This window comes from Kangiella geojedonensis (genome assembly GCF_000981765.1).
Lineage (GTDB): Bacteria > Pseudomonadota > Gammaproteobacteria > Enterobacterales > Kangiellaceae > Kangiella > Kangiella geojedonensis.
Map to the genome: position 1 here is coordinate 1,609,762 of NZ_CP010975.1, position 25,325 is coordinate 1,635,086.

19 protein-coding genes are annotated in these 25,325 nt (G+C 43.2%); 6 read left to right on the forward strand and 13 right to left on the reverse strand.

Features of this window, described 5'->3' with window-relative positions:
- Window positions 1-71: 71 nt before the first annotated feature.
- From rpsA to hisC, 3 genes are all read right to left on the reverse strand, one after another.
- Window positions 72-1,748: a 30S ribosomal protein S1 gene (gene rpsA / locus TQ33_RS07205; RefSeq protein ID WP_046561455.1), complete on the reverse strand. Its 1,677-nt coding sequence runs from the start codon at window positions 1,746-1,748 to the stop codon at window positions 72-74.
- Window positions 1,749-1,881: 133 nt separating this feature from the next.
- Window positions 1,882-2,574: a (d)CMP kinase gene (gene cmk / locus TQ33_RS07210; protein WP_046561456.1), complete on the reverse strand. Its 693-nt coding sequence runs from the start codon at window positions 2,572-2,574 to the stop codon at window positions 1,882-1,884.
- A 6-nt stretch (window positions 2,575-2,580) separates the two neighbouring features.
- A complete protein-coding gene (hisC, locus tag TQ33_RS07215) occupies window positions 2,581-3,681 on the reverse strand; it encodes a histidinol-phosphate transaminase (RefSeq protein ID WP_046561457.1) in 1,101 nt (366 codons plus the stop codon).
- A gap of 534 nt (window positions 3,682-4,215) precedes the next feature.
- Between hisC and TQ33_RS07220 the strand changes: the two genes are divergently transcribed.
- Complete coding sequence (locus TQ33_RS07220; RefSeq protein ID WP_052735238.1) at window positions 4,216-4,731, forward strand: GGDEF domain-containing protein; 516 nt, start codon at window positions 4,216-4,218, stop codon at window positions 4,729-4,731.
- Here TQ33_RS07220 and serC read toward each other — a convergent pair.
- Together serC and gyrA are read right to left on the reverse strand one after the other, a co-directional pair.
- On the reverse strand, window positions 4,723-5,814 hold the full coding sequence (serC, locus tag TQ33_RS07225) for a 3-phosphoserine/phosphohydroxythreonine transaminase (RefSeq protein WP_046561459.1): 1,092 nt from the start codon (window positions 5,812-5,814) through the stop codon (window positions 4,723-4,725). The two genes, TQ33_RS07220 and serC, sit on opposite strands and share 9 nt — an antisense overlap.
- Before the next feature lie 81 nt (window positions 5,815-5,895).
- Window positions 5,896-8,517: a DNA gyrase subunit A gene (gyrA, locus tag TQ33_RS07230; protein WP_046561460.1), complete on the reverse strand. Its 2,622-nt coding sequence runs from the start codon at window positions 8,515-8,517 to the stop codon at window positions 5,896-5,898.
- A 229-nt stretch (window positions 8,518-8,746) separates the two neighbouring features.
- Between gyrA and TQ33_RS07235 the strand changes: the two genes are divergently transcribed.
- The 3 genes from TQ33_RS07235 to TQ33_RS07245 are packed head-to-tail and all read left to right on the forward strand — an operon-like array spanning window position 8,747 to window position 11,510.
- Window positions 8,747-10,102: a TRZ/ATZ family hydrolase gene (locus tag TQ33_RS07235; protein WP_046561461.1), complete on the forward strand. Its 1,356-nt coding sequence runs from the start codon at window positions 8,747-8,749 to the stop codon at window positions 10,100-10,102.
- 10 nt (window positions 10,103-10,112) lie between these two features.
- Window positions 10,113-10,844 (forward strand): bifunctional 2-polyprenyl-6-hydroxyphenol methylase/3-demethylubiquinol 3-O-methyltransferase UbiG, encoded by a 732-nt coding sequence (gene ubiG / locus TQ33_RS07240; protein WP_046561462.1) that lies wholly within the window; start codon window positions 10,113-10,115, stop codon window positions 10,842-10,844.
- Window positions 10,845-10,847: 3 nt separating this feature from the next.
- Window positions 10,848-11,510: an HAD-IA family hydrolase gene (locus TQ33_RS07245; RefSeq protein WP_046561463.1), complete on the forward strand. Its 663-nt coding sequence runs from the start codon at window positions 10,848-10,850 to the stop codon at window positions 11,508-11,510.
- Here the strand turns inward: TQ33_RS07245 and TQ33_RS07250 are convergent.
- The 3 genes from TQ33_RS07250 to pdsR form a co-directional block, all read right to left on the reverse strand.
- On the reverse strand, window positions 11,500-14,505 hold the full coding sequence (locus tag TQ33_RS07250) for an EAL domain-containing protein (protein ID WP_052735239.1): 3,006 nt from the start codon (window positions 14,503-14,505) through the stop codon (window positions 11,500-11,502). The genes TQ33_RS07245 and TQ33_RS07250 overlap by 11 nt on opposite strands.
- A gap of 33 nt (window positions 14,506-14,538) precedes the next feature.
- Complete coding sequence (locus TQ33_RS07255) at window positions 14,539-16,488, reverse strand: ATP-binding protein (RefSeq protein ID WP_228640067.1); 1,950 nt, start codon at window positions 16,486-16,488, stop codon at window positions 14,539-14,541.
- 65 nt (window positions 16,489-16,553) lie between these two features.
- Window positions 16,554-17,246 carry a proteobacterial dedicated sortase system response regulator gene (gene pdsR / locus TQ33_RS07260; RefSeq protein ID WP_046561465.1) on the reverse strand — a complete coding sequence of 231 codons (693 nt, stop codon included), beginning with the start codon at window positions 17,244-17,246 and terminating at the stop codon, window positions 16,554-16,556.
- Window positions 17,247-17,338: 92 nt separating this feature from the next.
- Between pdsR and TQ33_RS07265 the strand changes: the two genes are divergently transcribed.
- Both TQ33_RS07265 and TQ33_RS07270 read left to right on the forward strand, forming a co-directional pair.
- Window positions 17,339-18,094 (forward strand): YciK family oxidoreductase, encoded by a 756-nt coding sequence (locus TQ33_RS07265; protein ID WP_046561466.1) that lies wholly within the window; start codon window positions 17,339-17,341, stop codon window positions 18,092-18,094.
- An 18-nt stretch (window positions 18,095-18,112) separates the two neighbouring features.
- Window positions 18,113-19,657: a Ppx/GppA phosphatase family protein gene (locus TQ33_RS07270; protein WP_144405964.1), complete on the forward strand. Its 1,545-nt coding sequence runs from the start codon at window positions 18,113-18,115 to the stop codon at window positions 19,655-19,657.
- 15 nt (window positions 19,658-19,672) lie between these two features.
- On the opposite strand, the gene ppk1 is transcribed toward TQ33_RS07270, so the two are convergent.
- The 5 genes from ppk1 to TQ33_RS07295 all read right to left on the reverse strand — a co-directional run bounded on the left by ppk1 (window position 19,673) and on the right by TQ33_RS07295 (window position 25,300).
- On the reverse strand, window positions 19,673-21,817 hold the full coding sequence (gene ppk1, locus TQ33_RS07275; protein ID WP_084616944.1) for a polyphosphate kinase 1: 2,145 nt from the start codon (window positions 21,815-21,817) through the stop codon (window positions 19,673-19,675).
- Window positions 21,818-21,918: 101 nt separating this feature from the next.
- On the reverse strand, window positions 21,919-22,761 hold the full coding sequence (rluB, locus tag TQ33_RS07280) for a 23S rRNA pseudouridine(2605) synthase RluB (RefSeq protein WP_046561467.1): 843 nt from the start codon (window positions 22,759-22,761) through the stop codon (window positions 21,919-21,921).
- Between the two features lie 90 nt (window positions 22,762-22,851).
- Window positions 22,852-23,331 carry a response regulator gene (locus TQ33_RS07285; RefSeq protein WP_046562372.1) on the reverse strand — a complete coding sequence of 160 codons (480 nt, stop codon included), beginning with the start codon at window positions 23,329-23,331 and terminating at the stop codon, window positions 22,852-22,854.
- Window positions 23,332-23,492: 161 nt separating this feature from the next.
- A complete protein-coding gene (gene scpB / locus TQ33_RS07290; protein ID WP_071841136.1) occupies window positions 23,493-24,371 on the reverse strand; it encodes an SMC-Scp complex subunit ScpB in 879 nt (292 codons plus the stop codon).
- Window positions 24,372-24,373: 2 nt separating this feature from the next.
- Window positions 24,374-25,300, reverse strand: a complete 927-nt coding sequence (locus TQ33_RS07295; RefSeq protein ID WP_046561468.1) for a segregation and condensation protein A — start codon at window positions 25,298-25,300, stop codon at window positions 24,374-24,376.
- Between the last annotated feature and the right edge of the window lie 25 nt (window positions 25,301-25,325).

Below are 25,325 nucleotides of genomic sequence, written 5' to 3' on the forward strand. Positions count from 1 at the left end.
AAAACCCCACCTCAAAAAAAAGCCCAGCTACTGCTGGGCTTTTATGATTTTAAGAAAAATCAGTGGTGTGATTATTCGTCATCACCTAACTGTTCTTTCAATAAATCACCTAGAGTCGCTGGAGAATTAGAACCTTTCTCGTTGCTGAACTCTTTAATTGCTTCTGCTTCTTCAGCCGCGTCCTTCGCTTTAATAGACAAGGTCAAATTGCGGTTTTTCTTGTCTACGCCAACGAATTTAGCTTCGATGTCGTCACCAACACTCAAGTGCTTGCTAGCATCTTCGATACGCTCAGGAGCGATATCTGAAGCGCGAACATAACCTTCGATGTTCTCAGCCAACTCTACCGTTGCGCCTTTAGCGTCAACATCAGTTACTTTACCAGTAACCACAGAACCTTTTGGATGCTCGCTTAAGTACTCAGCAAATGGATCTGAATCTACTTGCTTAATACCTAGAGAGATACGCTCACGCTCTGCATCTACTGACAACACAACAGCTTCAACTTCGTCGCCTTTCTTAAAGTCACGTACCGCTTCTTCGCCAGAAACAGTCCATGAAATATCAGAAAGATGTACAAGACCGTCGATACCGCCATCAAGACCGATGAAGATACCGAAATCAGTGATAGACTTGATTTTGCCAGTCACTTTGTCGTTCTTGTTGTGAGTTGCAGCGAATTCGTTCCAAGGGTTAGGCACACATTGCTTAATACCAAGAGAAATACGACGACGCTCTTCATCAATATCAAGAACCATAACTTCAACTTCATCACCCAAGTTAACCACTTTAGATGGGTGGATGTTTTTGTTAGTCCAATCCATTTCAGAAACGTGTACAAGACCTTCAACACCGTCTTCGATTTCGACGAAACAACCGTAATCAGTAAGGTTAGTTACACGACCTTGTAGACGTGCGCCTTCTGGGTAACGATCGTTGATATCAACCCAAGGATCAGAGCCAAGTTGCTTGATACCTAGAGATACACGGTTACGCTCGCGGTCAAACTTCAATACTTTAACGTCGATTTCGTCGCCAACTTGTACCACTTCGCTTGGGTGCTTAATACGCTTCCACGCCATATCTGTGATATGTAGAAGACCGTCAACACCACCCAAATCAACGAATGCACCGTAATCAGTAAGGTTCTTAACGATACCTTTAAGCTCTGAACCTTCCTCAAGGTTAGCCAGAAGCTCTTCACGCTCAGCACTGTTTTCAGACTCGATAACAGCACGACGAGAAACCACTACGTTGTTACGTTTTTGGTCAAGTTTGATAACTTTAAACTCAAGATCAACACCTTCAAGGTGTGATGTATCACGAACAGGACGAACGTCAACCAAAGAACCAGGAAGGAAAGCACGAATTGACTTAACTTCAACAGTGAAACCACCTTTAACTTTACCAGTGATAACACCTGTAACTGTTTCATCTGCTTCATGTGCAGCTTCAAGCACACCCCAAGCAGCGATACGCTTAGCACGCTCACGAGATAAACGAGTTTCACCGAAACCGTCTTCTACTGCGTCTAATGCAACTTCAACTTCGTCGCCTACGTTAACTTCTAGCTCACCCTTGTCGCTCATGAATTGGCTACGTGGGATAACGCCTTCTGACTTTAGGCCAGCGTTAACTACAACAACTTCATTATCAATATCAACAACCGTACCGGTGATGATGGCGCCTGGACGCATTTCTACGTTTTGTAGGCTCTGTTCAAATAGTTCTGCGAAATTCTCGCTCATTCGTTAGTACCTGATACACCCTGCTAAGATATTCTTAGACAGAGACTTAGTTAAAATCACCATGCGACGATCCCGTTGCCATGGGTCAATGAGTTTTATCGATTCATCATCCATGCGAATCAACTTTTCCAATTTAATGCCCAGAAAAACCTATAAAATCAAGGATTTGCTGAACCACTTCATCAATCGTTAAATTTGAGCTATCAATAACAACAGCACCCTCTGCTGGCACCAATGGGGCCACAGTACGAGTGCGATCACGCTCATCTCTATCGATGATGCTTTTTAGAAGGTGCGAAATGTTAGCATCAACGCCCTTTTCGATCAACTGTTTGTGGCGTCTTTCTGCCCGTATTTCGGGGCTTGCAGTCAAAAACACCTTATGTTCAGCATCAGGGAAAACCACCGTTCCCATGTCGCGACCATCCGCAACTAAACCTGGCTCCTGTCTGAACTGTTTTTGACGAACCAATAAAGCCTCTCGAACTTCGGGAATCGCTGCAACTTGTGAAGCCATCGCACTGGTTTCATCTAACCGTAGCTGAACACCAACGTCTTCACCCTTCAACAACACTTTCTGCTCGCCATCAACTTGTGGCTCAAACACCACATCAAGTGCTAATGCGGCCTTGGAGACTGCGTCAACATCCGTGATATCAATATTATTCTTTATCACTGATAAGGCGGTTAAGCGATACAGCGCTCCACTATCGAGTAAGTGGTAACCGAGTTTGGTTGCCACAATTTGGCTAATGGTTCCTTTACCGGAACCACTAGGACCATCGACAGTGATGACCGGTGCACTGACTATAGTATCGTTACTCATGCCAGCCTACTTCGTCATCTCACGTAAGACGCGAATAAACTTAGCATTTTCTTCCTCTAAGCCGATACTGACGCGTAAATGATTGGGCATCTCATAGTTAGCCACAGGACGAACAATGACGCCCTGCTCCAACATGTGCTGGTAAATTGGGCCAGCTGGCTTGCCCATATCCACAGTAATAAAGTTTGTTACTGATGGAATATAGTCATAGCTAAGCTCTTTAAAGACCGCTTCGAGTTGCTCCATGCCAGCTTTATTAACCTCTAAAGCACGCTGAAGATACTCGCGGTCATCCAATACTGCTTCTGCCGCGGCCAAAGCTAAAGAGTTCATATTGAACGGTTGGCGTGGGCGATTAATCAAACCAGTAATTTCTTCATTCGCGACCGCATAACCGGCGCGAACACCTGCTAAACCATAAGCCTTTGAGAAAGTCCGAGTGACGATTAAGTTTGGATAATCTTTGATCCAAGGAATCGTTTGTGGATAGTCTTTATCTTCAACGTACTCATAATAGGCTTCGTCCAAGATAACCAAAACGTCTTCAGGCACTTTGTCCATAAAAGCTTTCAGCTCGTCAGACTTAACCCACGTTCCCGTTGGGTTGTTCGGATTCGCGATAAATATCATGCGCGTATTCGGTGTAATTGCCTCAGCCGTTGCCTCTAAATCATGTCCCCAGTCTTTCGCTGGAATTACAACTTTCTTAGCACCGATGGCCTGCGTGACAATCGGGTAAACCACGAAAGCGTGTTGTGAAAAGATCACTTCATGCTCAGGCGCCACAAATACGCGTGCGATAAGCTCTAAAACGTCGTTAGAACCATTACCCAGCGTGATTTGGTTTATATCAACACCAACACGTTCAGCGATTTTAGCCTTAAGATAATAGCCGTTAGCGTCAGGATAGCGCGCTAATTCAGAAAACTTCTTTTCCATTGCAGCTTGTGCTTTCGGGCTAATACCGATTGGATTTTCATTACTCGCCAACTTCACAATGTTGGTAATCCCTAGCTCTCTTTCTAGCTCAGAAATAGGTTTACCTGGTTGGTATGGATGCAGCTCTTGCACCCCAGGATTCGCTAACTGTATAAAATCACAACTCATAACAGACTCCGTCTTTATTCTCTAGCCCAGTGTTTCTAGAAATAGAAAGTAAACTGTAGCCAAATAAATTTTGCGCACATTATCCAAGAAACCGTACAAACTTTCACCCCATATCTCTATAAATCGTCATTATCAATTTCTATTACTCAACGGCTATTTACGTCTCAGATACCTCAATCAGGCGTAATGCCTGATGAATAGTGCATCAAAAGCAATCGCGAAGATTTTGTGAGCTTTGTCACATAAACTTCCCTTCCACCTTAAAAGAGCATAAAGTGATGCATATTTGCTTTAGCAACAATATTTATGCGAAAAGTCATCTATAAAATAGGTAGGATAAGAATAGTCGTTCTTATCTCTGTAATCGCAGTGTTACTGGCTGTAGGGCTCAACTACATTTTACAACAATTTCAAGAGGTTACATTTAGTTACAGCTCATTTCTCAGAGCAGCAGTAATTCCTATTATTGTCGCCCCCCTCTTGTCTTGGTATTTAATCGGCTTATTTTTACGGGTCATAGAATTAGAGGAGACAATGTCCGAATGGGCCCTATTTGATCAGTTGACAGGCTTACTTAACCGGAGAGCATTCCTACACCGCGCAGAACAAGAGTACCGCTCTGCAAAACGCTACGAGACGACTTTTGGAGTTGTGGTACTGGACTTGGATTATTTTAAGAATATTAATGATCAGCATGGCCATATGGCCGGAGATGCGATTCTAAAAGACTTTGGTGACTTGGTATTAGAGCAGATTAGACAAAGCGACATTTCAGGGCGAATTGGTGGCGAAGAGTTTGCTTTCATTTTACCAAACACTACCCTTGCTCAGTCGCAGGTATTTGCCGAGAAGTTACTGCAAGCGGTGGCTGATAGACAGGTGATGATCGATGGTCAAACAATAAACTACACTGCAAGCATCGGGATTACCGTATCCTTTCCAGAAAATGACTTTAAGATTCACAACCTTATTCACCACGCTGACCAGGCTTTATATAAAGCCAAGTCAGCTGGTCGAAACTGCTATAAAGTGGCTGAAAACCTACTTTAATCGTTGCTCAAACTGATCCATAAACCGAATCAAGGTTTCGACACCTTCAATGGACATGGCGTTATAAATACTCGCTCGCAAGCCACCAAAGGTTTTGTGGCCCTTGAGTGCAATCAGGTGGTTTTCTCGAGCTTCGTGTAAGAACCGTTCTTCATGCTTTCGATCCTTCATTTGAATCGCCACATTCATAAAAGAACGAGAGCCTTTAGCAACAGGAGAATGATAGAAGTTAGATTGGTCTACGTAATCATAAAGCATGTGAGCCTTCTTTAGATTACGTTGATACATTTCTTCAATACCACCCTGTTCTAATAGCCACTCAAACACCAACCCTGCAAAATAAATACCAAAACTAGGCGGTGTATTCGGCATAGACCCTTTGCTCGATACATGTGGGTATTGGAATAAACTCGGCACGCGTTCCGTCTGGAAGGACTCAAACAAATCTTCTCGAACAATGACCACGGTCATGCCCGACGGTCCGATATTCTTTTGTGCACCTGCGTATATTAGTGCGTACTTCTCAATATCAATTGGACGCGACAAAATATCAGAACACATGTCACTGACCAACTTACCGGAAAAGCTCTGAGGATCGTCTTGGAATTGAACGCCAACAATGGTTTCGTTTGAAGTGAAATGCAGGTATTTACCTTTTTCATCAAGCGACCATTCATTTTCAGGCACTAACTCCAGCAAACCGTCGGAGTTAGTACGGATTCCCTGCTGAATGTGCATATCACCGAAACGACTCGCTTCTTTGATACACATCTTCGACCAATGATCCATTTCAAGGTAGTTTGCCGTTTCACCCGGCGCCAAGAAGTTCATAGGCACCATAGCGAACTGATGAGATGCACTACCGTGCATAAACAGTACTTTATAATTTTTAGGAATATTCAGAAGTTTGCGTAAATCGTCTTCTGTTTTATCCAGAATAGTCTGAAAATCAGGAGTGCGGTGGCCCAATTCCATCACTGAGCAACCATATCCATTCCAGTTAAGCAGTTCTTTTTGCGCGCGCTCTAATACTTCTGTCGGTATCGCAGCAGGCCCGGCACTAAAGTTAAATGCGCGAGTCATGTCTAATCCCATCCTAATAACCTAATACTCGTCGTGGATATGACCAAAGGCTAACGAATTGTTAGCCCGAGGTCTAATAGCTTAATCGTCTATTGAGTTATCTTTATCTTCTGAGTCCGAGGCAGTCTCTTCCACGCCATCTTCGACACCGTCTTCCAACTCATCATCGTCAACATCTAGCTCGACAATACGCTGCAAGCCTACAAGGGTTTCATTATCATCCAACCGAATCAAACGTACACCTTGCGTGTTACGACCCATGATGCGGATGTCATCAACACCAGTACGGATAAGGGTTCCGCCTTTACTAATAAGCATCACTTCATCGCCTTCAATCACTGGTACCGCTGACACAACCTGACCGTTACGCTCGCTCATTTGAATTGAGATAACACCTTGGCCACCACGTCCGCGCAATGGGTGATCTTCCACAGAAGTACGTTTACCGTAACCATTCTCAGTAGCAGTCAGGATCGAGCAATCTTCTTCCGCCACAAGCATTTGGATTACTTTCGCGTTATCTGGAAGTTTCATACCACGAACACCACGTGCAGTACGTCCCATCGCTCTCACCGCGTCTTCACCGAAGCGAATGACTTTACCCGCATCACTGAACAACATGATTTCGTCTTCGCCTGCGGTTTCAGCAACACCGATCAACTCATCATCATCAGCAATAGTCAGTGCGATAATACCGTTAGCTCGAGGACGTGAGAACTGCTCTAGAGAGGTTTTCTTCACAGTACCGTTGGCGGTTGCCATAAAGACAAAACGATCTTCTGAGAACTCACGAATCGGAAGAATAGCACTGATTTTTTCATCTTTTTCCAAAGGCAAGACGTTAACGATCGGTTTACCACGTGAGCCACGGCCTGCATTCGGTAATTCAAACACTTTTAACCAATAAACTTTGCCTCGAGATGAGAAGCATAGAATCATATCGTGAGTCGAAGCCACCAATAAACGATCAATGAAATCTTCGTCTTTCATCTTGGTTGCAGACTTACCACGACCACCACGACGTTGCGCTTTGTAATCTGACAGAGACTGGTACTTCACATAGCCTTCGTGAGACAGTGTAACAACCACGTCTTCTTCGGTGATTAAGTCAGCAATGGTTAAATCAAGTTTGCTTTCTAAAATCTCTGAACGGCGCTCATCACCAAAGTTTTCTTTGACCTCTTCAAGCTCTTCACGAATCACTTCTAGCAAACGTTCTTTGCTCATCAAAATATGTAGTAGTTCTTCGATAAGGCCAAGCAGGTCTTTGTATTCACTGATAATTTTATCGTGCTCAAGACCAGTAAGCTTATGTAGTCGCAGTTCAAGAATCGCTTTGGCTTGTTCTTCTGATAGCTTGTAATAACCATCATGGAAACCAAATTCAGCCGCTAGATGCTCTGGACGACAGGCTTCGGTACCTGCACGAGCCAACATATCAGCAACTTGACCAGGAGCCCACTGACGGTCCATTAATTGTTCTTTTGCTTCTTTTGGCGTTGGAGACTGTTTGATCAGTTCGATCACTTCATCAATATTCGCCAAAGCAATGGCTAAGCCTTCTAACACATGAGCTTTTTCACGCGCTTTTCGCAAGTCATAAATAGTACGTCGCGTAACCACTTCACGGCGGTGGGTCACGAAAGCATCTAATGCATCTTTAAGGTTGAATAGACGTGGCTGGCCATTGTCTAGTGCAACCATGTTAATGCCAAACACGTTCTGCATTTGAGACTGTGCATAGAGGTTATTCAGTACCACTTCCGGCACTTCACCTTTACGCAGCTCAATCACCATACGCATACCGTCTTTATCAGACTCGTCACGCAGACCTGTAATGCCTTCGATCTTCTTGTCTTTAACCAGCTCAGCAATCTTCTCAATCAATCGAGCTTTGTTCACCTGGTACGGTAACTCGGTGACAACAATAGAGTCTTTACCATTTTTCTCATCAGTCTCAATATGACTACGAGCACGCAAATAAATTTTGCCTCGGCCAGTATGATAAGCATCCACAATCCCCGCACGACCGTTAATGATCGCTGCGGTTGGGAAGTCAGGGCCTGTCACATACTCCATCAATTCTGGAATGGTAATATCAGGGTTATCAATTAACGCCAAACAGCCATCAATCACTTCGTTTAAGTTGTGAGGCGGGATATTGGTCGCCATACCAACAGCGATACCAGAAGAGCCGTTAACTAAAAGATTAGGAATTCGAGTTGGTAGGACGATAGGCTCAGACTCAGACCCATCGTAGTTGTCCTCAAAGTCTACCGTTTCTTTATCCAGATCGGCTAACAGCTGATGAGCCAACTTCATCATACGGACTTCCGTATAACGCATTGCAGCAGCTGAATCACCGTCAATCGAACCGAAGTTACCCTGGCCATCGACCAACATGTAGCGCAAAGAGAACGGTTGTGCCATACGAACAATAGTGTCGTAAACAGCAGAATCACCGTGAGGGTGGTATTTACCAATCACATCACCAACCACACGCGCAGATTTTTTATAAGGCTTATTAAAATCGTTACCCAGCACATTCATGGCGTAAAGTACGCGTCGATGTACAGGTTTTAATCCATCCCTAACGTCTGGGAGTGCACGACCAACGATGACGCTCATGGCGTAGTCCAAATAGGACGTTTTCAACTCATCTTCAATATTGACCGGCAGGATCTCTTTGGCAAGTTCACCCATTCTGAAAAACCCTTTAAATTCTGATAGTTATAGTTAGAAAGTCAAAGACATTATGCTTCGATTTAAGCAGATAATTCTAACACAGGCCTCTATTTATCGCTAATTTTTATGTGCCTATCCGTATGTTTTTTGTACGATTTATCAATATATTTTAGATTGGTTAGGAATTAAACTTTTGTTGGGTATAATAACCGCAGTAACTCATTGATTATCAGTAAGTGAGGGAGCTTTGAACCAAAGCACCGAACAAGCATCATTAAGCCATGTCGAGCAAATCATCAGTCCTGAGTGGGTCATTCCCGTCAGTCAAAATGGCAAGCGACAATTAACGCCTTTCCATAACTATTCGGTAGCGATCCATAAACACAAGATAGTCGCCATAAAGCCGACCAAGGACTTGTTGGAAGATTATTCAACAGACAATCACCTCCTACTACCAGGCCAGGCTCTCCTTCCGGGTTTTATTAATTGCCATACTCATGCCGCTATGAGTTTGTTTAAAGGTCTGTCTGATGATTTGCCATTGATGATGTGGCTGGAAAACCATATCTGGCCAGCAGAGAAAAAGTGGGTTGATGATAAATTCTGTGAGGACGGCGTAACCTTGGCAATCGCTGAAATGTTGCTGTCTGGCACTACCTGTTTCAACGATATGTATTTTCAGCCTAATATGACTGCTAGAGCTGCGCAAAACATCGGTATGCGGGCCATGGTCGGGATGCTAGTCTTTGACTTCCCTTCGGTTTGGGGATCCGGCTGGGAAGCTTATGTAAAAAAAGGCTTAAGTTTGCGAGATGATTATAAGCACAGCGATTTATTAAGTTTCGCCTTCGCCCCTCACGCGCCCTACACTGTATCGGATGAACCCCTGAGCAAAATTGCCACCTTGAGCAACGAACTGTCGATTCCGGTTCATATGCATATCCATGAAACTGCTCACGAGATCAAAGAAAGCTTATCCCAGTACGGCAAGAGACCATTAAAGCGCTTGCAAGAGCTGGGGTTGGTCAACCCAAACCTTATTGCCGTTCACATGACACAGTTGCAGCGCAACGAAATCGAAACAGTCGCGAGTCATGGCGTTTCTGTTGTGCACTGCCCGCAGTCCAATATGAAATTAGCCAGCGGTATCAGCCCAGTCCAAGACTTACTTACCGCTGAGGTGAATGTTGCATTAGGCACCGATGGTAACGCCAGTAATAATGATTTGAACATGTTCTCAGAAATGAAAACCGCTTCATTACTGAGTAAAGTCTACACAGGATCTGCTCAGGCTTGTTCCGCGAAAGATATTTTGTATGCAGCAACTATGGGCGGCGCCAAAGCGCTTGGTCTAGACGATACTTGCGGCTCTATCGAAGTCGGTAAAGCTGCTGACTTAACCACAATCAACTTAGATACCCTGCAAGCACAGCCCATGTATGATCCCGTATCACAAATCGTTTATACTGCGGGGCGTGAACAAGTCAGTCATGTTTGGGTTAACGGCAAGCTTCAGGTCGCAGATGGTAAGCTGACGCAACTTGACGAAACTAAGCTGATTCAAATGGCCAAAACTTGGCGCAATAAAATAGAACATTCATAGGTCAAACTTTATGTCACAAACAGAGCAAAATGACGCCCCTAAAGCCAACGTTGATCCGCATGAAATTAACAAATTTGAGCAGATGGCTTCACGTTGGTGGGATAAGGATGGCGACTTTAAACCGCTGCATGATATCAACCCACTTCGCCTGAAGTTCATCATGGACCGCGTCGGAAACTTGCATGGCAAAAAAGTCTTGGATGTTGGCTGTGGTGGTGGCATTTTAAGCGAGGCTATGGCCAAAGAAGGCGCCATTGTCACGGGCATAGATATGGGCGAGATGCCTTTACAAGTTGCAAAATTACATAAGCTTGAGTCCGGCGTTGATGTTGAATACTTGCAAACTACCGCTGAAGACTTTGCTGAAAAACATGCTGGCGAATTTGACCTAGTGACTTGCTTAGAAATGTTGGAGCATGTTCCTGAGCCAAGCTCCATCATTCAAGCGTGTCGACAGCTCGTTAAGCCAAGTGGTGATGTATTCTTTTCCACCATCAATCGCAACCCCAAAAGCTTTATGTTTGCAATTGTCGGTGCAGAATATTTATTGCAGATGCTACCGAAAGGTACTCATGACTTTAAAAAGTTTATCCGTCCTTCTGAGCTAGAGGCTTGGAGTCGTCCTAATGGACTGGAATTTAAGAGCATCGAAGGCATGCATTATAACCCCTTGACTAAAAAATACTGGATGAGTGACAACGTCGATGTAAACTACATCGTTCACACTCAGCCTAACCGTTAAACCATGAAACCGGTCATAAAAGGAATCTTATTCGATCTTGATGGCACCTTACTGGATACTGCTCCAGATATGGCTCTGGCATTAAATATTCAACGAGAGTTGCATGACTTAGCGCCTTTGCCCTACTCTGAAATACGCCCTTACGTCTCACATGGCGCTGTTGCAATGCTTCGAATTGGCTTCGGGATTGGTATTAGCGACGCTAACTTTAATGCCATGCGCGAACAATACCTTCACATCTATAGTGAAAACATCGCAGTTAAGACTGACTTATTTGATGGATTAGGTGAGTTTCTTAAGGAACTCGAACGTATAGGCATAAAGTGGGGCGTTGTGACCAATAAACCTGAATTTTTAACCATCCCTTTGTTAACTGCACTAAACTTAAATAAGCGCTCTTCAACGGTTATCAGCGGTGACACTATTGAACCAAGAAAGCCTAACCCAGCACCTCTTTTTGCGGCTTGTAAGCAAGCAGCCCTTATACCTTCACAATGTATTTATGTAGGAGACGCTGAAAGGGACATCGCTGCTGGTCGAGCTGCGGGCATGAGAACCGTTCTCGCCCAATGGGGTTATATAACCCCCGAAGATAATACTGATTGTTGGGAAGCAGATATAACCTTGGAGCAGCCTGATGAGCTATATTCCTTACTCAGTCACTAATCTGATGGACTTTATGATTTTCTAAAAAACTCAAGAGTTCCGTTGGAAACAAAGGTTTGGAATATAGGTAGCCCTGAACATAGTCACATCCATAGTCCATCAATAATTTGATCTGCTCCATAGTCTCGACACCTTCAACCACAGACTTCAAATTAAAACTCTTCGCTAGCCGTAAAATATTTTCAACAATCACATTGTTGTCCACCCCATGTTCATGGAGCGGTTCTGCCTCTCCCAGTTTGTCGATGAAAGATTTATCGACCTTAACTTTAGCAACAGGAAGATTTGCTAAGAGGCTAATTGAAGAATATCCCGTACCAAAGTCATCAAGAGCTATGGTAATGCCCATATTTTTCAACTGAGTAAGTATTTCTTTTGACTTACTTGTGTCGATCATGGCTGCGCTTTCGGTAACTTCAATGCCAATATGACTGGATGAGACATCATATTTTTCTTGTATTGACTGTAACGTACTGATCAAGTTATCCCTTAAAAAGTCTTTTGGTGATATATTAACAGCAACTTTTAGTAGTTGACCTTGTTTCTTCCAATCTTTGATTTGTTTAATTGCAGACTCTAAGACCCAATCTGTAAGTGAGTGTATTAGGCTACTTTCCTCTGCGATATTAATGATTTTATCCGGCGGTATATAACCGAGTTGAGGATGCTCCCATCTCAGCAGTGCCTCCAAATAGTGCACTTTTCCAGTATGAGGAGAAATCACTGGTTGATAGGCTAAAGAAAACTGGTCTAACTCGATGGCGTGAATAATATCTTTCTCAAGTTTAAAACGCTCCTTGGCATTAACGGTCTCACTTTGATGGTAAAATGAAAAAGGCTCAGTTCCCCGCTTTAACTGCTTGACCGTATTTTCAGCTAAAATCAAAAGCTTCTCAGCGTTACTAGCATCTTGCGGATACGACACGATGCCTGCTCGAATAGTGACTTTTACATCATGCCCCTTAATGGATACCACGTTGCGATAGGTGGACATAATATCTTCAATAATTTTTGTGATGCTGAGGTTGTCCGCATCAATAAGAACCGCTGCAAACTCATCATCTCCAGCTCGTGACAAAAAACCAAAAGAATCGCTATGACTTTCTAATGTACTAGAAACTTGCCTAATAACTTCATCGCCTACAAGGTTGCCATGGGCATTATTGATCAAATGCAACTTCACGATATCAAAATAAATTAGTGATAAGGAATCAAAGTTATAGCTTTTTCCCGACAACGTCTGGTCAAGATATTTAACTAATGAACTACGATTTGGTAGTTCCGTTAATTGATCAAAATTAGATAAACGATGCAAAGACATTTCAGACATTTTTCTGAGGCTAATATCTCTAAAGTTACTTATAACCCCTTGAACATGCTTATCTTGCGATAAATTAACCAGTGTATTTTCCACCCATACAGGCTCACCACTTTTCTTCAAAATTCGGTATTCGGGAATCCTAACAACATTGTCTGGAATCGACATTAGTTGCTCCCATGCAGATATTGCGATTGGTTGGTCTTCTGGATGAACGAAATCGAGCCCACTCATCCCGATTATGTCTTTCTCATGATACCCCAGTAATTTTTGCGCACTAACAGATACGAATTGCAACTTTGCGTTTTCATCATAAAGAGCAATACCATCAAAAGCATTCTCAACTAAAGACTTATAATAATGATCTCTGCGTCGTATCTCTTTTTTGAGCTCTCTTCTCTCAGTAATATTCCTGACCGTACCAATTTCTGAGATAGGAGTGCCGTCATCAGCACGGCTAAATACCACAGCGTAATTTTGTAGATATAGATACTTTCCCGACTTGTGCTTTAACCTAGCTTCAGAGAAAACTACATCGCCTTTTGAAGATTGCAATATGTTTTTACCACGTTCCAAAAGCTTCGGTAAATCATCGGGGTGTACTAACGATAAAAAATCATCCCAGCTAGAAAGGTAGCTTTCAGAATAGCCGAGAAGCTTCGATATGCGGCCTTTGCCTAAGACAAATTCATCACGCTCTAGGTCGTAATTGTAAACAATGTCTGGTGTGGTTTTTAATACTTCACGCAAAAACTCTCTGCTACTTTTAAGTTTTAAAAAAGAGTCTTCACGGTATTGGGTCTCTCTTGCAGATGTAATGAAAGTATTATCACTCAGCCGGTTAATGGCTAATTCGTACTCTTTTTTTGGCCCGGATACAGGAGTATAAACAACATTCAGCAGTGTCGAAGAATGACAGGTCGACTCTTTGTAGTAGGGTAATGTACTCGCTCCTTCAACGGTAGTCTCGTAAAGCTGTACCTTTTGACCGGTTAATTCATTCTTCGAAGCGCCAAGTAATAGCGATGCGCTGTAATTGACATCGACTATTTTGCAAGAGCTATCTAGCACAAAAACAGGATCAACCAGGTTATCAATAATAGCTCTTTGCTGATGTTCTTTGTTTATAATATCTTGGTTATGATGTTGTAGTTGATAGAGCTTTCCTTCTAGCCCTTCAGCTACGTTGAGTTGACTAAAGTGCACTGCAATCAAACTTGCAATAGACTCAACCAGCTCTTTGTGCGAATCGGTAAAATACCCTTTTCGCTCGTCTTCCAAGTCAATTACTCCCAAGAGTTGTTGATTCCGCACAATCGGTACGGTTAACTCTGAGCAAGTGTTGTCTAAATACTGAAGCCAGTAATCACAGTTTTTGCAGTCGGAAACAACAATGGTTTCTCGTCTTTCAGCGGCCTGACCGACTACGCCAGTACCCATCATAATCGGTTTTAATTTGAACGTTGGCTTAGTGTCGCGACTAGCATAAGAAATACAAATAAGTTGATTGTGGGCAGGCTCAAAACGAAACAAAGCACAGTCAAAGCTTTTAATATGAGAATACAAAGCTTTCACGATAATATCAGCACTCTGCTGTACCGACTGACTTTTTAAAAGCTTCTTCGAAAGTTCGAATAATAGCTCTTGGTGGTTTACGAAGATTTTTTCTTTTTCCATAAAGTCTCCTTACACTATCATAATGCAGAAAACTTATTCGGTAAAATATTTATTCTTCCAACTAATCACAATACTCACCCCGCCTTGATCAGGGTGGTTTTTAGCAACAATATGCCCATTATGAAAATTGGCAATAAGTTTAGCCAGATATAAGCCAAGTCCTAAGTGTCCACCAGAATTCTTTCTACTGGAATGCATTAAACTAAACACGGACTTTAACGCCTTTCTTTCAATGGTCGCTCCTCGATTACTGACTTCAAACACTAAACGAAAGTCTTTTTCTTGTAGCTTAAAAGTAATGGGAGCTGACTTATTATCGAAATCCACGGCATTGGTAATCAGTTTGTCTACCATTTGCACAAAAAGATCACGTGATCCCTTAAGCTCTACGCTTTCAATATCTGACTGATACTCAAAACGATGGTCTGGCCAGTTCGTGGCATAGGCACGAGTTAAATCTTTTAAAACTGATGAGACTTCAAATGTATGTTTCTCAGCGCTTTTTATGGCTTGCTCTAAACGCGTCGCCTCACTAAGACGGCTTAACGTTTGACTCAAACGACTGGCCCCTGACTGAGCCGTTTGTAACATTTGCGCATCAAGCTCCGATAAGTTCTCAATACTTAAGTTGTCCAAAGAACTTCTAATGATAGCAATTGGCGTACGGAGTTCATGGTTTAACCTAGCGACTAGCTTCTCTTGATAATCATGGTGCTGCTTCAAGCGCGTCGTAAGATGTGAAAAAGTATTCGTCAGATCTGCTACTTCGTCATCATAATACTCTTCACGCTCAATGACGTGACGTATTTGCCCTTGTTCTGAGACAGCTTCTTCGGTGATGTCACGAAGCTCAACAATACGACGGCTATAATCTTTACTTGAACGATAGAGCCACCACACCATCAACACCCAAAACAGTAACATTAGCAATAACATTCGTAACCAAAAGTCTCGAAGGTAGAGTTTTTGGTTGATAGCCGACGACTCGAGAATTAATGCGCCAACAATTTGTTCCCCATCGTACAAGGGTTCAAGAACTCGAGAATAAGCCGACAAAGCACCTTCATTAACGAGCTGTTCCTGAGCCTTTCCCAGCAATGTTTTATCAAGCTCTTCGCTAGAAAGACTGACTTTGCTACCACGAGTTTTAATTGGACTGAGATCATTCACCCACAACCTATTACGCCAATGGCCTTTGATATCTTGATGAGGTTGACCGTAACTATAGACAATATCACCCGATAAGTTGGTCACCATAACTCGGTAATCATCAGCTTTAAGGCGAGACAAAGCGCCAACACTCAACATGCTATTAAGCGCGACTTGTTCGAAATTGGTGAAAGAATAGAGTCCTTGCAGTTGTGGTGACGGTTGAGCACCATCCGCATCGTGTATCTCTGCGCCAAACATAGCGCCGACTAAGTCACGAGGAAGTCTAACTTCTAACTGATAGCCATTGGTAGACTCTTGCCATACGGCATACACTGAGCTTACTTCGCGAAAGCCGTTACTGGTTTGACGTAAAGCCGCCACTCGCCCCGGTGCTAGAGGGGAGAACTGCAATCGAAAACCATCTAGTTGCAATTCAATTTTGTCAGATACCCCTGTCATGTCTAGGTTCTTTCGGTAAACAATATCGTCGTCTTCAACCATAAACAGCAGAAATAAGTGCTGCTGGTCTTCGACTAAACTTAATTCCGCAGCTTGCCCAAAGTTTTGGATCCGCGTCGCGAAAGCATGGTAGGGGTACCACTCATCAGCAAAACCATCGACTAAAATTCCCGTTTCACGCAAAGCGACTTGTAACGTAGGTTTAAGGCCATTGGTATCGAGCTTTTGCCTAAAATTATTATCATGTTGGATCAACTGTTCAAAAAAGCTTCTCAGATTATTGGCCTGCTGAACCGTTTGTTGGAAGTTATCCTTTTCGAGATCACTCTCAAACTTACTATCAATCAGCCAACTTGCTAATGGGATCAGCAAAAATACACAGCTAATTAATAATATCCGCCACTTGAGAGATAAAGATTTCATTGCAACCGATAAACCTAAGCTTGATTCCAGCGATAGCCCATACCATAAACGGTCTCTATCGAATCAAACTCTTTATCAATACGCTGGAACTTCTGACGAATACGTTTAATGTGTGAGGTGATGGTACTGTCATCAACCACAGCTTTTACCGCCTGCATCAATTGCTCTCGATTTTTTACATGCCCTGGACGCGAGACTAACGCGTTAACAATCCAAAACTCACTAACCGTCAGATCGACCAGTTGGCCGTTCCACTTTACACTTAAGCGCTCGTTGTCGATTTCGAGCGAACCCACTTCGTGAATCGCGTTAGCATTCGGTGCCGTTTGTAACGAATCTAGGCGTCTAAACAGTGCAGATATTCGAGCAAGAAGATGTGGCAAGCTAATGTCTTTGGTTAAATAATCATCAGCCCCAAGGCGTAGCCCTGAAATGATGTCCAAGTCACTGTCTAAGGCCGTTAAGAATATAATCGGCAATTGAGTTGATTTCTGACGCAAGCTACGGCAAATTTCAAAACCAGCCTCTTGCTCATTCCCTAAGCCAATATCCAGCAATACCAAGTCTGGCAAACGATTAGCAAATGCGGTTTCTGCCTCCTGCTTAGTCTCATAAACGACAACCTCATAACCCGATTTTTTCAGCGCCATACTGTAGTTTTGTTGTAATAACGGCTCATCTTCTACCACTGCAATTCGCTTACTCATGGAATTTCCTAATTTTTCGCTTGTCTACCAGTTAATAGCTAAGTAAGGTAAAATAACTTTACTCAATAATCCAACCATTTTAAGACTTTTTGATGCAAAACTACCAACCAAACGATAATTTTCTTCAAGATAAAGTTATATTAGTTACCGGTGCAACTGACGGTATTGGCAAAGAAGTTGCCATAGAGTACGCCAAATATGGCGCAACCGTCGTTCTACTCTCGCGTGACACCCGTAAATTAGAGAAGGTTTACGATGAGATTGAGGCCCTCGGCTACCCACAGCCTGCCTACTTGCCGGTTAACCTACAGGACAATACGCCTGAAACCTATCAGAAAGTCGCTGAAGTCATCGAAAAAGAATTTGGTCGCTTGGATGGCTTACTCCACAATGCCGGAGATCTAGGTCTACTAAGCCCATATGAACACTTTGATGATGAAACTTGGTTCCGCGTAATGCAAATCAATGTTAACGCGCCCTTCTTACTGACCAAGTACTGTATTCCGTTACTTAAAAAGTCTGACAGCTCATCTTTAGTATTCACATCTTCAGGCGTCGGCCGCCAAGGCCGAGCGTATTGGGGGGCTTATGCAGCCTCAAAATTCGCAAATGAAGGTATGATGCAAACTTTAGCGGATGAACTGGAGAATAGCGTTATTCGGGTCAACAGTCTTAACCCTGGTGCAACTCGTACAAAAATGCGAGCCAATGCCTATCCTGGCGAGGATCCTAAAACACTACCGACACCACAAGACATTATGCCTGCATATTTGTGGCTAATGGACTCTGCATCGGCGGAAGCCAATGGCCAAGCGATTGATGCACGAGACTTTATCAAAAAGTCTTGATTGTAAGAGATTACTTTTTTGAAGAATCTACATCTTCAGCGGGCGGCAACAGTAGACTCTGAACACTCAGAACCTACTCCGCCTATCCAGTTTGCAGCAATCGACTTAGGTTCAAATAGTTTCCACTTAGCTATCGCTGAGTTTGATGGCCATACTTTACGTGTTATCGGACGACTCAAAGAAAAGGTACAGCTGGCAGCTGGGCTCGACCATAATGACATGCTGTCAGATGAAGCCATTAATCGTGGGTTAGACTGTTTAAAGCTTTTTGCCGAACGCATTCAAGACATTGACCGACAGTACGTGACAGTGGTCGGTACCTATACCCTCCGCAAAGCGGTTAATGCTTCTAACTTTGTCAAAAAAGCTGACAACATTCTCAATCACCCTATTGATATACTGCCTGGTCGAGAAGAGGCACGGCTCATTTACGATGGCGTCTCTCACAACCATCCTGATTTGCAGCGCGCCCTGGTAATAGACATTGGAGGCGGAAGCACAGAAATTATTCTCGGTGAACAGTTTGAAGCCGAAGTATTAGACAGCTTAGGCATCGGCTGTGTTACCACAAAAAAGTTTTTCCCTGAAAACAAAATAACCGATGAATACTTCAATCAAGCCGTAATTAATGCTTCAGTCGAGGTTTCTGAAGTTAAAAAATTCTACCGATCTGGCAACTGGGACCATTGCTTGGGTTCTTCGGGAAGCATTGAGTCAATCTACAAAGTTTTGACTAACTTAAATCTAGCTCAAGGTTTTATTACTTTTGAGCACCTGAAACACCTTAAGCAAAAACTGATCGAGATCGGTGACTTCGAGAAGATTAACTTTTCCGGCCTTACTGAAAGTCGGAAAAGTACTTTTACGTGCGGTGTTGCCATTTTATACGGTCTATTCGAAACTCTAGAAATAGACAAGATGCATATTGCTGATGCTTCTCTACGCGAAGGTATTTTGTTAGAACTAGCTGAAGAGCTTAAAGGTAACGATATCCGCCATCAAACGGCAATAAGTCTAATGAAGCGCTTTAATGTTGACCAAGATCATGCCCAGCAGGTTCAACAAAGCGCCCAATTGATTTTCGATCAAACTGCCGATCTATGGGGTATTTATGACCCTATTTATAAAAACTACCTTGATTGGGCATGCCAGTTACATGAAGTTGGCCTATCTATTAGCTTCTCTAAACTCCGTATGCATAGTGGTTATATCGTGCAATACGGTGATATGCCAGGTTTCAGCCAACAGACCAAAGACTCCTTAGCAGCCATTATTACCAACCAAAAGAAAAAGCTCTTTATCGAACAACTCGAGAATAAGTATGATCCACAACCCGCGTTATTGTCCGTCGTACTAATACTTCGATTAGCCATACTGTTTAACGTGAAGCGCGATCCTCATAATATTGAAGAACTCACATTCAAGGCTTTCGATCATCACAAAATGATCATCACAATTCCGTCGTCTTGGGCAAAAGAGCATCAGCTCATCATTGCTGAGTTAAAACGAGAAGCTGCATACTTGGATTACCATGGAATATCGTTGGAAGTTGATATCCATTAAGAGCTCACCTAAGATTTAACCTGACAAACGATCAAGAAGTTGTTCCTGAACTTTAGGTTTAGTTTCACCGGTTGGATGTAATCGATACTCTCCACTGGAGTCCAAAAACCAACTTTGTTCAGTATCGTTGAGCATCAAGTCCAGCTCCTTTAGCATACGCTTCTTGATATCCGCTTGTAATATAGGAAAGCAGGTTTCAACTCGATGATAAAGATTTCGCTCCATCCAGTCTGCAGATGCAGCGTAGAGATTTTCTTCACCATCATTATAGAAATAGTAAACTCTAGAGTGCTCAAGAAAGCGACCAATAATTGAGCGTACCCTGATATTCTCAGAAACGCCTTCTATCCCTGGCGATAAGCAGCAGACTCCTCGCACGATTAACTCAACACTGACTCCAGCTATGGAAGCTCGATACAGAGCTTCGATCAAAGACTGATCGGTTAGAGAGTTCAGTTTAATGATCATACGAGCTCTTTTACCAGCCAGGGCATTTTTAGTTTCGCGGTCTACGGCTTTGAGTAAGTTTTTGTGTAAGGTAAATGGTGCATGCCATAACTGATTCAATTCATAAACCTTACCCATCCCAGTTAACTGCTGGAATACACGGTGTACATCTTCACAGATATCAAGGTTGCTGGTTAATAAACTGTAGTCGGTATAAAGTCTCGCATTGCCCGCATGATAATTACCGGTGCCTAAGTGGACGAAACGCGATAGCTTTTTGTTTTTTTCATCTTTTCGTACCACCAAGGTCATCTTGGCGTGGGTCTTATAACCGACTACCCCATAAACGACTAACACTCCTGCTTCTTGCAATTTTTGCGCCAACTCAATGTTATCAGCCTCATCAAAACGTGCTCTTAATTCAACAACCGCAGTCACCTCCTTACCAGAGTGAGAAGCTTCAATTAAAGCCTCGACAATCGCTGAATGACTCCCTGTACGATACAGCGTTTGCTTGATCGCTAATACCGAAGGATCTGTTGCAGCTTGACGAACGAAATCTACGACAGGCTGAAAACTTTGGTAAGGGTGATGAAGAAGAATATCTCGCTCCGCCATAACCTCAAAGACACCACGACGAACAATCTCATCAGGCACCTTAGGGGTAAAACCTCTAAATTTAAGATCGGGGCGCTCGACTAACTCTGGTAAAGACATCAGTCGATTTAGATTGACAGGCCCATCAACCCGATACAGTTCGTCTGCTGTTAGGTTACATTTCTGGAGTAGGAAATTAACGATTTTATTAGGACAGGATTTGCCTACTTCCAGCCTCACTGCCGCACCAAAGTTCCGGGATTGAAGCTCACGCTTCAATGCGCTGGCCAAATCCTCAATCGCCCCCTCTTCCAACAATAAATCGCTATCCCGTGTTAGACGAAATTGATAACAACCATGAATATCCATACCCGGGAATAAATCTTCCGCAAACTCTGAAATTACAGAGGAAAGGTAGACAAAATTATGCTCTTTAGAACCACCGACATTTTCTGGCAGCTCAATGATTCGAGGCAAGGATCGAGGCATATGCAGTACGGCATATTCTAAGTCTCGTCCAAAAGCATCATTACCATGGAGATGTAATAAAAAATGTAGGCTCTTATTGACCAGACGTGGAAAAGGATGGGTTAAGTCTAAACTGATGGGGCTAATAACAGGCATCACTTGATGCTTAAAATACTTTTTTAACCACTTGTATTGTTCATCATCCCATTCGCTTGAAGGTAAGAACTGAATGGACTCTTCCGCTAGCTTGGGCAGTAACTCTTCATTGAAAATGCGGTATTGCTCATCAACCAGCTCGTGTGCGCGTTCATTAATATCTTTAAGCACCTGCTCGGTTGAAGCACCGTTCAAACTGGGTTTAGTGTCACCGCGAGCTAATTTATGGCGTAATCCTGCGACTCGAACTTCAAAAAATTCGTCCAGATTATTACTGCAAATGAAGATAAAGCGGATGCGCTCTAGAAGTGGGATACTGGGGTCAAGAGCTTGCTGAAGTACACGCCAATTAAAGGCCAACAGGCTTAACTCCCGGTTTAGGTAATGAGCCGGATCAGTCAGATACATGGTCTTAAGCTTTGCAAACGTTAACACCTCCACATCTGATGCTACGCCATCAGGCTGGGTAAGTTGAATAGAAGCCTTTTCCATAAAGATTTGCCGTATCAGAAGTGACTCAACAAATATAGCAAATCTGCATTACTGTCACACCCAAGTTATGTGACAGTTTTGTGACTAAACCGCTAGCGGGCTTAGCCTTTCTTCCAAATATTCTTTCGCTTACTGGTCTTAGGCGCAGGCTGAGATTTTCGAGGTTTGACCGAAAGTTTAACCAAATCAGCAACCTTCTGAATTTGCTCTTCACTTAAATCCATCCAACGGCCACGACTTAAACTTTTTGGCAAATCTACGGGGCCATACTCAATCCTGATCAGGCGAGATACATCCACATCTTGCGACTGCCATAACTTTCTAACTTCACGGTTTTTACCTTCCGACAATCCTACTTCATACCACTGATTAGCACCTTCGCCACCACCTGGCTGAATATAGTTAAATTGACACAAGTCACCATCAATCAAGACTCCGTCACGCAGATTCTTGAGCATTTCATCAGTCACCTCGCCGTGAATTCTCACTGCATATTTGCGCTCAACCTGATACGAAGGATGCATAAGGCGGTGGGCAAGCTCACCATTGTTGGTAAACAGTAATAAGCCTGTGGTATTAATATCCAAACGACCAATACTGATCCAGCGACCAAAGCTGGTACGAGGTAACTTCTCGAATACGGTTGGCCGACCTTCAGGGTCTTTTTGTGTAGACACTTCGCCCAGTGGCTTATGATAAGCGATGATTCGAGTATACACTTCATCCGAGGGTTTGATTTTAATCACACGCCCATCGACACGAATCGTGTCTTTGTCAGTCGCCCTTTCGCCTAAACTAGCGATAGAGCCATTAACACTGACTCGGCCATCAGCAATCCACTTTTCAATTTCACGACGAGAACCAAGGCCTGCATTGGCCAGAATTTTCTGAAGTTTTTCGGATTTGTCTGCTTTGTGCTTCGTATCAGTTCGTTGATTCGACATAATGGCCTTATTACTTGGATATTAGGACAATTTTAGGGGTTTCAGGGCGTGCAGTCGAGATGTAACTGCACTTATTTCTTAAAAGGAGGCTCAAGAGGCTATACGTCGTATTCTCTTATCAACCCCAATAAAGTTCTCAATTCGGTGAAAAACCTCATAGCGTGAGAAAGGCTTTTTCATGAAGTCGTCAGCCCCAATTCTTTCTGCATAATACTTTTCTGTTGCTAAGACATTACCACTGATCATGATGACAGGGATATTTTTGGTTTTAGGGTCTTTGCGAAGCTGGCGAAGTACTTGAAAGCCATTAATGCCGGGTAAAACGATATCTAAGAAGATAAGACCGGGCTGATGCTCTTTTGCGAGCTTAAGGCCTGCCTCCCCATCAAGAGCGATACCCACTTCATACTGATTTTGTACCAGCATCTTTTTTAGCAAGGTACACACAGTTTTAGAGTCATCAATAATCAACATCTTCGTACCAGGCCGTGCATTAACACGCTTGTTACGTCGTCTTTCATCCTGATTCGCTGATTCGTCGACCGTATTGTCAATACGACCGGACGTCAATGACGAACGAATTTTGTCAAGTAAACTCAAGCCAACCCCCCACTTAGTGGCAATAATCTTATTAGATTTTGTTATCGAAATTCTTCTGTAAACTATTATATAAGAACTTTGAGGGTAATACTTAGATTAGTTTTGCAATTATCACTTATCACTCAATAAAATTAGTGTAGTTCTGTTGGCTTTAGGCTTGACTCACTCTCTTCCTCGCCTTCACTTGACCCTTCAGTGGTTTCTGCAGACTCGCTCTCAAGCTTTGATGTTTCAGTCTCTTGCTCCCGAGAAGCGTTCTCACCAGATTCCGAATCATCTTGAGACTCATTGATATGATTCGTGCTATTAATCTCTCTAGGGCTTTCAGAGTGATTATTAGAGTCCTCTACCGCTTCACCACTATTCTCTTCATCATCTTCAGTCAGGACGTTTTTACTTTTATTAACGTCATCCTGCTCCGAACTATCGCTACTCTGCTCTGAACCTTCCTCACCATCAAACTTCAACTCTGGATTTAAATTGTCCAAATCTTTAATTTCAGCTAAAGAAGGCAGTTCATCAAGGCTTTTTAGCCCAAAGTAGTCTAGGAAATATTTGGTGGTCGCATAAAGTGCCGGCTTACCTGGAACATCGCGATGACCAACAACGCGGATCCATTCACGCTCCAATAAAGTTTTAACAATGGATGAGCTAACACCGACACCACGAACTTGCTCAATATCACTACGCGTCGTTGGTTGGCGATAAGCAATAAGTGACAAGGTTTCTAATAAAGCACGCGAATAACGAGATGGACGCTCTTCCCATAGTCGAGCAATCCACTCCGCATAATCTTGTCGAGCCTGATAGCGGAAGCCAGTAGCCACCTCAACCAACTCAACGCCTCGACCTTCGGTTTCTTCCGCCAATATGTCCAACGCTTTGGTCACATCGGCAGTTTTCACTTTTTCATCTTCTGCAAAAAGTTCAACCATACGGTCTTTAGATAAAGTACTTCCTGCGGCCAATAACGCAGCCTCGATGATGCATTTGATTTTTTCTATAGTCATACTCATGCTTGGTCACTTGTCGTTTCAACTTCGGCGAGTGCATCTTCTATATCATCGTCGCCTTCAATGCTACCGCTTGTTTTTGCACGAACGTGAATAGGTCCGTAATTATCACTTTGAATAATTTCCAGTAAGGACTCTTTAGCCAACTCCATGATGGCTAGGAAAGTCACCACCACTCCTGCACGGCCTTCTTCAGCGTCGAATAATTTCGCAAAGTCCGTGAATGATTGAGCCGAAATTCGTTCTAAAACCTTACCCATACGCTCTCGAACCGACAAGGCTTCGAATTTAACCTGATGGCTTGAGAACATCTCCGCTCTTCTGAGTACGTCTCTGAGCGCGATCAGTAGCTCTTTCATATCGACCTCAGGCTCAGGCTTAATGATATTCATATCAGGCTTTTTCGCACTAACCTGATACACATCACGACCCATACGAGGTAACTCGTCAATATCCTCGGCGGCCTGCTTAAACTGTTCGTACTCTTGAAGTCGACGAATTAAGTCAGCACGAGGGTCATCTTCATCTTCATCTTCCGAAGGCGGCCTTGGTAACAGTACTCGGCTTTTAATCTCAGCTAACATAGCCGCCATCACCAGGTATTCTGCCGCGAGTTCCAAGTGTAAAGCTTTCATCAGCTCGACATACTCCATATATTGCTCAGTAATATGAGCAATCGGAATATCACGAATATCAACGTTCTGACGCTTGATTAAATACAGCAGTAAATCTAAAGGACCTTCAAATGCCTCTAAAAAGACTTCCAGCGCATCCGGCGGAATATACAAGTCCTGAGGAAACTCTTCGACCTGTTCGCCATCAACTAAAGCAAACGGCATCTCCCCTTGAACATGATCAGCACTAGCCTGCTGTTCCTGCTCTGAAGGTGTTAGTTGCTCTTGGCTTTCGCCGTTTTGCTCAGTCATTATTGATTCTCAAAAGTCAGTTTTA